At 70.6% G+C, this 9,762-nt stretch carries 9 protein-coding genes and 1 pseudogene; 6 read left to right on the top strand and 4 right to left on the bottom strand.

Features of this window, described 5'->3' with window-relative positions:
• Positions 1-128 (bottom strand): annotated as a pseudogene (locus AB8Z75_RS24725) (amidohydrolase); the annotation flags it as partial.
• Positions 129-709: 581 nt separating this feature from the next.
• Between AB8Z75_RS24725 and ectA the strand changes: the two are divergent.
• From ectA to thpD, 4 genes are all read left to right on the top strand, one after another.
• The gene (gene ectA / locus AB8Z75_RS24720) at positions 710-1,225 is read left to right on the top strand and encodes a diaminobutyrate acetyltransferase (RefSeq protein ID WP_369205579.1); all 516 of its coding nucleotides are present in this window, start codon (positions 710-712) and stop codon (positions 1,223-1,225) included.
• A 94-nt stretch (positions 1,226-1,319) separates the two neighbouring features.
• Positions 1,320-2,588, top strand: a complete 1,269-nt coding sequence (gene ectB, locus AB8Z75_RS24715) for a diaminobutyrate--2-oxoglutarate transaminase (RefSeq protein ID WP_369205577.1) — start codon at positions 1,320-1,322, stop codon at positions 2,586-2,588.
• Between the two features lie 78 nt (positions 2,589-2,666).
• On the top strand, positions 2,667-3,071 hold the full coding sequence (locus tag AB8Z75_RS24710) for an ectoine synthase (RefSeq protein ID WP_114016987.1): 405 nt from the start codon (positions 2,667-2,669) through the stop codon (positions 3,069-3,071).
• 139 nt (positions 3,072-3,210) lie between these two features.
• Positions 3,211-4,110: an ectoine hydroxylase gene (gene thpD, locus AB8Z75_RS24705; RefSeq protein WP_369205575.1), complete on the top strand. Its 900-nt coding sequence runs from the start codon at positions 3,211-3,213 to the stop codon at positions 4,108-4,110.
• Between the two features lie 163 nt (positions 4,111-4,273).
• Here thpD and AB8Z75_RS24700 read toward each other — a convergent pair whose 3' ends face one another.
• Positions 4,274-5,338, bottom strand: a complete 1,065-nt coding sequence (locus AB8Z75_RS24700) for an aminotransferase class V-fold PLP-dependent enzyme (RefSeq protein ID WP_369205573.1) — start codon at positions 5,336-5,338, stop codon at positions 4,274-4,276.
• A gap of 73 nt (positions 5,339-5,411) precedes the next feature.
• Positions 5,412-6,947, bottom strand: a complete 1,536-nt coding sequence (locus AB8Z75_RS24695; protein WP_369205571.1) for an aldehyde dehydrogenase (NADP(+)) — start codon at positions 6,945-6,947, stop codon at positions 5,412-5,414.
• Between the two features lie 178 nt (positions 6,948-7,125).
• Here AB8Z75_RS24695 and AB8Z75_RS24690 point away from each other — a divergent pair, with 178 nt between their 5' ends.
• Complete coding sequence (locus tag AB8Z75_RS24690; protein ID WP_369205569.1) at positions 7,126-7,896, top strand: IclR family transcriptional regulator; 771 nt, start codon at positions 7,126-7,128, stop codon at positions 7,894-7,896.
• Positions 7,897-7,923: 27 nt separating this feature from the next.
• Here AB8Z75_RS24690 and AB8Z75_RS24685 read toward each other — a convergent pair whose 3' ends face one another.
• Positions 7,924-8,757, bottom strand: a complete 834-nt coding sequence (locus AB8Z75_RS24685) for a ribonuclease BN (RefSeq protein WP_369205567.1) — start codon at positions 8,755-8,757, stop codon at positions 7,924-7,926.
• 129 nt (positions 8,758-8,886) lie between these two features.
• On the opposite strand from AB8Z75_RS24685, the gene AB8Z75_RS24680 reads away from it, so the two are divergent.
• Positions 8,887-9,762, top strand: an 876-nt coding sequence (locus tag AB8Z75_RS24680) for an MFS transporter (RefSeq protein WP_369205565.1), incomplete at its 3' end; no start/stop codon positions are given.

The following is a 9,762-nucleotide window of genomic DNA, read 5'->3' as shown; positions in this document are numbered from 1 at the left end:
GTGGCACCGGGGGCCACGGGGGGCCGCTCGTAGGTGAGGCGCCCGTCCACCACCCACATCTCGTCCCGTACGTCCTCGGGCCCGGCCAGTACCCGCCCCTTGATGTGCAGACTCGCGCGCTCGCTCATGGCCGCACTGTACGAGTGGCCGGTAGGCCGGTGTCCAGAGCGCCAGGGGGCGGCTCGTACGGTCCGGTTTCCCGCGGGCTGCGCACGGCTCGGCGGGCACGGAAGGGCCGCGGAAGAGGCGTGGGAAGGGACCCTGGAAGAGGCCGGGAAGAGGCCGGGGAGAAGGCGGGAAGGGAACGCGGAGCAACATCGCGGAAAACGGGGACAGACGCTTGCTCCCCGGTTTACTATGCAATACCAGCGTCTTTTCGCGTACAGGTTCCCGTCTTCTTCTGCCCGCTTTCCCCGGTCTCAAACGCAAGGATTTCGCTAGCGTCGAAGCACGTATTCCGGGCCGCTCTCCCTACCGTTATCGCACTGTGACGTACTCAACAGGTCGGCTGCTATATACCGACATAGGCACCCAAAAGGGGGCCGCACGTGGCGGTGCAGCGCGCCCGCACGCCCGCGCGCGATAACACAGAGCCCCTCCGTCGCGTAACCCCTGACCCCCGTGCGCTTTCGGATTCTGCTCGGTAAATTGAATTCGCATGACCGCCGCACAAGCAGACCATGCACGTGCCCACAGAGACTTTCTGGAAATGCCGGAGGGACTGAAGCTCGACACACCGCGTGTGGACGACGGAGCCGCGATCTGGCGCATCGCCCGCGACTCGAAGACCCTCGATCTCAACTCCTCCTACAGCTATCTGCTGTGGTGCCGCGACTTCGCCGCCACCTCGGTCGTCGCCCGCGACGGAGCGGGAGAACCGGTCGGCTTCATCACCGGTTACGTCCGGCCCGAGGCGCCGCGCACCCTGCTGATCTGGCAGGTGGCCGTCGACGAGGCCGCCCGCGGCCGCGGGCTCGCGGCCGCGATGCTGGACGGACTGACACTCCGTGCCGCAGAGGAGCGCGGCATCGACAGCATCGAGACCACGGTCACCCCCGACAACACCCCCTCCAACCGGCTGTTCACCTCCTACGCGCAGCGCCACTCGGCAGCGGTCGCCAAGGACGTGCTGTTCGACGCCGCCCTCTTCCCCGAGGACGGTCACGAGCCCGAGGTGGGCTACCGGATCGGTCCGGTCGCGTTTCCCGGCGCATCGAAGCGCTGACGTATACGGCCAGGCCAGGGCGGGTAGGCCCGTCGCCGATCCGCTCTCACCAGCAGACTTCTCTTTCCCCGCGACTCACTCCCAGGAGCAAGCTGTGACCATCACCCAGCCGGACCTCAGCGTCTTCGAAACCGTGGAGTCGGAGGTGCGCAGCTACTGCCGTGGCTGGCCGGCCATCTTCGACCGGGCGCAGGGCGCGCACATGTACGACGAGGACGGCCACTCCTACCTCGACTTCTTCGCCGGAGCGGGCACCCTCAACTACGGCCACAACAACCCGGTCCTCAAACGGGCCCTCCTGGACTACCTGGAGCGCGACGGCGTCGTGCACGGCCTGGACATGTCCACCTCGGCCAAGCGCTCCTTCCTGGAGACGTTCCAGGAGGTGATCCTCCAGCCGCGCGGCCTCGACCACAAGGTGATGTTCCCGGGACCGACCGGCACCAACGCCGTCGAGGCGGCGCTGAAGCTGGCCCGCAAGGTCAAGGGACGCGAGTCGATCGTCTCGTTCACCAACGCCTTCCACGGCATGTCGCTGGGCTCGCTGGCGGTGACCGGCAACGCGTTCAAGCGCGCGGGCGCCGGCATCCCGCTGGTGCACGGCACGCCGATGCCGTTCGACGACTACCTCAACGGCACCACCGAGGACTTCGTCTGGTTCGAGCGGCTGCTGGAGGACCAGGGCTCGGGTCTGAACAAGCCGGCCGCCGTGATCGTGGAGACGGTGCAGGGCGAGGGCGGCATCAACGTCGCCCGCGCCGAGTGGCTCAAGGCGCTCTCCGAGCTGTGCGAGCGCCACGACATGCTGCTGATCGTCGACGACATCCAGATGGGCTGCGGCCGCACCGGCGCCTTCTTCTCCTTCGAGGAGGCGGGCATCAAGCCGGACATCATCACGCTGTCGAAGTCCATCGGCGGCTACGGGATGCCGCTGGCGCTCACCCTGTTCAAGCCGGAGCTGGACATCTGGGAGCCGGGCGAGCACAACGGCACCTTCCGCGGCAACAACCCGGCCTTCGTCACCGCGACCGCCGCGCTGCAGACCTACTGGGCCGACGGCCAGATGGAGAAGCAGACCCTTTCGCGCGGTGAGCAGGTCGAGGCGGCGCTCAAGGCCATCGCCGAGGAACACGCCGGTGAGGTCGCCGACCACCGCGGTCGCGGCCTGGTGTGGGGCCTGGAGTTCCACAACAAGAGCCGGGCGAACGCCGTGGCCAAGCGCGCCTTCGAGCTGGGGCTGCTCATCGAGACCTCGGGGCCGCAGAGCGAGGTCGTCAAACTGCTGCCCTCCCTGACCATCACCCCCGAGGAACTGGACGAGGGGCTGCGCATCCTCGCGCGCGCCGTACGCGAAACGGCCTGACCCCCTGGACGCGGCCCGTCCCGGCACAACCGGGACGGGCCTCTTCCGTGATACACACAGAGAAAGGCACCATCAGACGTGATAGTCCGTTCATTCAAGGACATCGAGAACACCGACCGTCACATCAAGTCACAGTCGGGCACTTGGGAGAGCAAGCGCATCGTCCTGGCCAAGGAAAAGGTGGGCTTCTCCCTGCACGAGACGATCCTCTACGCGGGGACGGAGACGTCGATGTGGTACGCCAACCACATCGAGGCCGTGCTCTGCGTCGAGGGCGAGGCGGAACTGACCAACGACGAGACCGGCGAGAAGCACTGGATCTCTCCCGGCACGATGTACCTGCTCAACGGGCACGAGAAGCACACGATGCGCCCGAAGACCGACTTCCGCTGCGTGTGCGTCTTCAACCCGCCGGTCACCGGCCGTGAGGACCACGACGAGAACGGCGTCTACCCGCTGCTCACCGAGCCGGACGAGAGCTGAGCGACAAGCTCCCGCCGCGAAAGGGGACCGTTCACCGGTCCACGTCGGCCGGACGGCCTTCCGGTATCGCCGCCGGAAGGCCGTCCGGACCGTTTCGCCATATGAACAGGGCCGTACGAGAGGAGAGGAAGGCACATCCATGACCACCGCACCCGAGCGCACCGCCGACCTGTACCCGACCCGTGGAGCCACCGAGGTGGCCACTCCGCGGATGGACCCCGTTGTGTGGTCCGAACCGGGTGCTCCGGGGCCGATCGAGGCCACGGACCTGGCGGGCTTCGAGCGGGACGGGTTCCTCGCCATCGATCAGCTCATCACCTCCGACGAGGTGGAGACGCTGCGCGCGGAACTGGAACGGCTCACCTCGGATTCGGAGATCCGCGCTGACGAACGCTCGATCGTCGAGCCGAAGTCGTCGGAGATCCGGACCGTGTTCGAGGTGCACAAGATCAGTGAGGTCTTCGCCCGATTGGTGCGGGACCCACGCGTCGTGGGCAGGGCACGGCAGATCCTGGGCTCGGACGTGTACGTCCACCAGTCCCGGATCAACGTCAAGCCGGGCTTCGGAGCCACGGGCTTCTACTGGCACTCCGACTTCGAGACCTGGCACGCGGAGGACGGTCTGCCCAACATGCGGACCGTGTCGGTCTCGATCGCGCTGACGGAGAACTACGACACCAACGGCGGTCTGATGATCATGCCGGGGTCGCACAAGACCTTCCTCGGCTGCGCGGGCGAAACGCCGAAGGACAACTACAAGAAGTCGCTGCAGATGCAGGACGCGGGCACACCGTCCGACGAGTCCCTGACCAAGTTCGCCGACGCACACGGCATCAAGCTGTTCACCGGCAAGGCCGGTTCGGCGACCTGGTTCGACTGCAACTGCATGCACGGAAGCGGTGACAACATCACTCCGTACCCGCGGAGCAACGTGTTCATCGTCTTCAACAGCGTCGAGAACGAGGCGGTGGAGCCCTTCGCCGCGCCCGTCCGCCGCCCCGAGTTCATCGGGGCCCGGGATTTCACACCCGTGAAGTGACCCGGCAGGCGGCCCGCTGACGTCGGGGCGGGGCAGTGCACGGTCCCGCCCCCTCGCCACGAGCACGCGCACAAGCCGCACCCCGGCCCTTCACCGGTGCGCCGACGCCGCGCTCAGCCGCACGAAAGGCGCCCCGGCCTTTCCGCGTGCGCCGGTGCGGCGCTCAGCCCTTCAGCAGTCCCAGCAGCCTGTCCACGTCGTCCAGCGTGTTGTACAGGTGGAAACCCGCGCGCAGGTTGCCCTCCCTGGCCGAGAGCGACACCCCCTCGGCCGCCAGCCGCTCGGCGGCGTGACCGAGGCCGGGCACGGCGACGATCGCCGAGTCCCCCGGCACCGGCTCATACCCGCCGTCCAGCTCGGCAACCCCCGCGCGGAACCGCGCCGCGAGCGCCCGGTCGTGCGCGCCGACGGCCTGCGGGCCGCCCAGCTCCTCGACGAGCGCCAGCGACCGCGCGGCCCCCACGTAGCTCAGGAACGGCACCGGCTGTTCGTACGCCCGTGCGTTCGGCGCGAGCCGGGCGATGGGCCCGTAGCAGTCCTCCCAGGGCGAGGCCCCCGCCACCCACCCGGCGTGCAGCGGACGCAGCGCGCCCGCCTCCTGCGCCTGGCGGGAGACGACCATGAACGAGGTGCCCCGCGGGCACAGCAGCCACTTGTAGGCGCCGCACACCACGTAGTCGTAGTCGTCGGCGGACAGCGGCAGCCAGCCCGCCGCCTGCGTCACGTCGAGCATCACACGGGCGCCGGCGGCGCGCGCGGCCTCCCGGACAGCCGGCAGGTCGGCGATCCGGCCGTCCACCGACTGCACCGCGCTTAACGCCACCAGCGTCGTCGAGTCGTCCACCGCGTCGGCCAGCGCCTCCAGCGGAACCGTGCGCAGCTCGACGTCCTCGCGGACGGTGAAGGGGTTGACGACCGAGGAGAACTCGTTCTCGGGCGCGAGGACCCGCGCGCCGGAAGGGAGCGAGGCCGCTATCAGCCCGACGTGCGTGGAGACCGCGCTGCCCGCGGCCACGCGCTCCGGCGCCGTCCCCACGAGGCGCGCGAACGCCGCGCGCGCCGCGTCCGCCTCCGCGTCGTACGAGGCCTGGTCGATGCGCCCCGCTCCCATCTGCGTGGCGGCTTGGGTGACGGCCGCTACCGTGCGGGCGGGGAGCAGACCGTGGGAGGCGGTGTTGAGGTAGCAGACCTCGGGCGCGAACTCGGCGGCAAGCAGGCGTTCATCCATCCGCCCAGTCTCGCCGGGCACGGATGCCGGGTCCACCGGGTTGTCTCCCCCGCTGCCCGGTCCGCCGGCTGCCTCACTCCCGGACACCGTCCACCCGCCGCGGAAGACCCAGCGGGTTCCCGTCCCGCAGCTCCAGTGGCAGCAGCGCTTCGGGGGTGTCCTGGTAGGCCACGGGCCGCAGCCAGCGTTCGATGGCGGTGGCACCCACGGAGGTGGAGGTCGAGGTCGTGGCCGGGTAGGGGCCCCCGTGGTGCTGGGCGGGCGCGACGGCCACTCCGGTGGGCCACCCGTTCACGACCACCCGCCCCGCGAGGGCGGTGAGCCGGGCGAGCAGGGCGGCGGCGGTGCCCCCCTCCTGCCCGGCCTCCTCGGCGCCGAGGTGCACCGTGGCGGTGAGCGACCCGGTGACCCGGGCGAGCACGGCCTCGACGTCGGCCTCGTCGCCGTACCGCACGGCGACGGTCACGGGCCCGAAGCACTCCTCCCACAGCAGTGCGTGTTCCTCGTCCAGGTCGCGTGCGGCGAGGGTGAGCACACCGGGCCGCACGGTGCGCCCGGTCTCCTCCTCGCCCGCTCCGGCCTCGACCGGGGCCCGCACCTTGGCGAGGGCGGCCCGTGCGCGGACGCCGTCGAGGAAGGCGTCCCGCATGCGCGCGTCGAGCAGGTGTCCGGGCGCGGTGTCGCGCAGGGTCGCGGAAAGGGCGTCGAGCATCCGGTCGCCGTCGGGGCCTTCGGGGACGAGGACGAGTCCGGGCTTGACGCAGAACTGTCCGGTGCCCAGCGTCACGGAGCCGCCGAGGCCCTGGCCGAGTTGTTCGGCGCGTTCGGCGACGGCGGCGGGCGTGAGGACGACGGGGTTGAGGGAGCCGAGTTCGCCGTGGAAGGGGATGGGCACGGGGCGGGAGGCGGCGGCGTCGAAGAGGGCGCGTCCGCCGCGTACCGATCCGGTGAACCCGGCGGCGGAGACCCGCGGGTGGCGCACCAGTTCGACCCCGGCGTCGAAGCCGTGCACCACCGAGACGACGTCCTGCGGGAGCCCGGTCTCGGCCGCCGCCGAGCGCAGCGCGGCGGCGCACAGCGCCGAGGTGGCGGGGTGGTCGGGGTGCGCCTTGACGACGACGGGGCAGCCGGCGGCGAGCGCGCTGGCGGTATCGCCTCCGGGAACGGAGAAGGCGAGCGGGAAGTTGGAGGCGGCGTAGACGGCGACGACGCCGAGCGGCAGTTTGTAGCGCCGCAGGTCGGGCTGCGGTGGGGTGCGCGAGGGGTCGGCGTGGTCGATGATGACGCCGAGGTGGTCGCCGTCCTCGACCTCGTCGGCGAAGGCGCGCAGCTGCGCTGTGGTGCGGGCGAGTTCGCCGGTGAGCCGAGGCGCGCCGAGCGCGCTCTCGGCGTCGGCGGTCGCCACGACGCGCTCGCCGTCGGCCTCCAGGTGCGTGGCCGCGGTCCGCAGGAAGGCCGCCCGCGCGCTGCGGTCGGCGAGCGCGGGCAGTGCGTCGCGCGCCGCCCGTACGGCGGCGTCGACGTCGGCCGCCGTGGCCTCGTCCGCGACGCGCTCCCGCTGGTCCCCGGTGCGGGGGTCGACGCTCCAGACCGGTACTGCTCCTGCCACTGCCGCCACCTGTGTCCCTTCGCGTTCCGCGGATGCGTCCGTGCCGTCGCCGTGCCGCCGGACCGGCCCCGCGGATCCGCGCTCTGACAGGCCCTCTTGTTCGGTATTCTGAACAACGTCCCCGTAGGTGAATTCTCTTCGGGACTGTAGGTCCGCCTGAACGAAGGGGTCAAGGTCGATGTCCGGTACCGAGGCAGCCAGCTCGCAGGTCAAGTCGGCCGTGCGGACCGTGCAACTGCTCGAGTTCTTCGCGGGCCGCCCGGGCATGCACACGCTCGCCGGCGTCCAAGAAGCGCTCGGCTACCCCAAATCGAGCCTCTACATGCTGCTGCGCACCCTCGTCGACCTCGGCTGGGTCGAGGTCGACGCGACGGGCACCCGGTACGGAATCGGCGTCCGCGCCCTGTTGGTGGGCACCTCCTACCTGGACGGCGACGAGGTGGTGGCGGCTGCGAAACCCACCCTCGACAGGCTGGCCGCACAGACCACCGAGACCATCCACCTGGCGCGGCTCGACGGCACCGACGTCGTCTACCTCGCGACCAGGGCCTCGCAGCACCACCTGCGCCCCTTCTCCCGTGCCGGACGGCGGCTGCCCGCGCACTCCACCTCGCTCGGCAAGGCGCTGCTGGCCACCCACACGGACGAGCAGGTGCGCGCACTGCTGCCCGCGCGGATGACAGGCGTCACCGAGAACACCCTCACCGACCCGGAAGCACTGCTGGAGGAGCTGCGGCTGGTGCGCGAGCAGGGCTACGCGATCGACCGGGAGGAGAACACACTGGGCCTGCGGTGCTTCGGCATCGCCGTCCCCTACCGCACCCCGGCCCGCGACGCGATCAGCTGCTCGGTTCCGGTGGCCCGGCTGACACCGGCGCACGAACAGACGATCAAAAGCGCGCTGTTCGACGCGCGGGACCAGTTGACACACGCCGCCCGCACGCTCTGACGGGGCCCGCCCGCGGAAGCCGGGCGTTCACCCGCCGTCCTGACGCTCTCGGGTCACGCGCCGGCGGTGGTGGACGCGCCACACGTGGAAGTTGTGGCCGACGAGCGGCCCGCCGAGGACCACGAACCCCACGCCGATGAGCCAGGACTGCACGATGAGCAGGGAGCCGGCAGGACCGTTCGTCTTCGTGCTGCTCACGATGAGCGGCGAGAAGACGAGGGAGGAGAACACCCGCAGCCCGGCCAGCCCCACCATGGTGGCCACCGCGCCGGGAAAGAGCGCGGCCCACCGGATCCGGCTGCCCAGCAGCAGGTACTGCCCCCACCAGAAGAACAGCACCCCGAAAAGAACCGTCAGGAAAACCCGTACGGCGACCTGGGCCGTGCCGTGCCGCAGTACCGCTTCGCTTTCCACCTCAGCGAAGAGAAAAGCGGTGATCGCCGCGAGCCACACGCCCTGCCGCCACAATTTGTGCCAGCGGCCCGGCGGCAGAGCCCAGATCAATTCGTAACTGCTCTGCACGCTGGCCGCGAAACTCAGACCGAAAACGCCCAGCAGTACCGCGCTGAGGACGCTGGTGGTGCTGATGACCTGCTGCGGGGCGGAGAAGAGGCGGTGCACGGCCTGGGCCGCCGTCGGGTTCTCCAAGCCCATTCCGTTGACGATCCACTGCTCGAACCCGGCATGGTGAACCGGGTCCAGTGCCGCCACCACGATCAGCAGCGGCACCATCGAGACGAAGCCGAGCATGCCGAACGCCATCGCCCTGCGCATGAGCTCGAAATCGGTGCCGTGCTGCCACAGACGTCCGCCAAGGGACTGCTCGACACGCTGTTTCCAGGTCGGCCACCGCCCGAACACGCCCGCACCTCCATCAACGGCCCGTCATTATCCCAACGAAAAGGTCCGGCAAACCGCCAGCCACGCCGCCCGCCCGACCCCGACGGCGCGCCGTTTCGGGAAGGCCCCTTCGGTGACATAGGAAGGAACGTGCCTTTCACACCCCGCAGTGTGCGCCGGCGGACGGAACGCCTTTTCGGTGACCGGGCCGCGGCGCGTGCCGTGCTGACGATGGCGTCGGTGCTCGCGCTGGACGGCGCGGACAAGGGCACGGTCTCGGCGATGGCGGGCCCGCTGGGTGACGCGTTCGGCATCGGCTACGCCGCGATCGGACTGCTGGTGTCCGTGGTCGCCTTCGTCGGTGCCGCCTTCACGGTGCCCTTCGGCCTGCTGACCGACCGGGTGCGCCGCACCCGGCTGCTGGCGGTCACCGCGACCCTGTGGGGGCTGGCGATGATCATGGCGGGCGCGGCCATGTCCTACCTGTGGCTGCTGGTCTCCCGCGCGGTCCTCGGCGCGGTCACCGCCAGCTCGGGACCTGCCGTCAACTCGCTGGTCGGCGACTACTTCCCCGCCCGGCAGCGCGCCAGGATGCTCGGGTTCGTGGTCGGCGGGGAACTCCTGGGCACCGCACTGGGCTTCACCGTCTCCGGGGTGGTCGGCAGCGCGCTGGGATGGCGGTACGCCTTCTGGTGGCTCACACTGCCCACGGTGGCCCTCGTGTGGGCCCTGCTCAGGCTGCCCGAGCCCGCACGCGGGGAGCAGGAGAGCCTCAGGTCCAGGGACCCGGACCCCTCCGAGCGCGCGGGTGCGCATGCCGACACCGACGCGCACGCCGGCCCGAGCGCCGACAGGTGCGGCGAGGACGCCACCCCGCACACCGACACCGGACACGGCACGCGGGCCGACGGGCAGGGCGGAGACGGACACGGCACGCGGACCGACGGGCAGGGCGGAGACGGACACGGCACGGGGGCCGACGGGCAGGGCGGACACGGCACACGGACCGACGGGCAGGGCGGAGAC

Origin of the sequence: Streptomyces sp. PU-14G (assembly GCF_041028275.1) — a bacterium.
GTDB lineage: Bacteria > Actinomycetota > Actinomycetes > Streptomycetales > Streptomycetaceae > Streptomyces.
Note: the sequence above shows the minus strand (reverse complement) of the source record. Positions and strands in the feature narration are given on the sequence as shown.

What these genes read in the sequence shown, in the direction of transcription:
- ectA (WP_369205579.1), top strand. Translation starts at nt 710, where the DNA reads ATGCCGGAGGGACTGAAGCTCGACACACCGCGTGTGGACGACGGAGCC.
- thpD (WP_369205575.1), top strand. Translation starts at nt 3,211, where the DNA reads ATGACCACCGCACCCGAGCGCACCGCCGACCTGTACCCGACCCGTGGA.
- AB8Z75_RS24700 (WP_369205573.1), bottom strand. Translation starts at nt 5,338, where the DNA reads ATGGATGAACGCCTGCTTGCCGCCGAGTTCGCGCCCGAGGTCTGCTAC.
- AB8Z75_RS24690 (WP_369205569.1), top strand. Translation starts at nt 7,126, where the DNA reads ATGTCCGGTACCGAGGCAGCCAGCTCGCAGGTCAAGTCGGCCGTGCGG.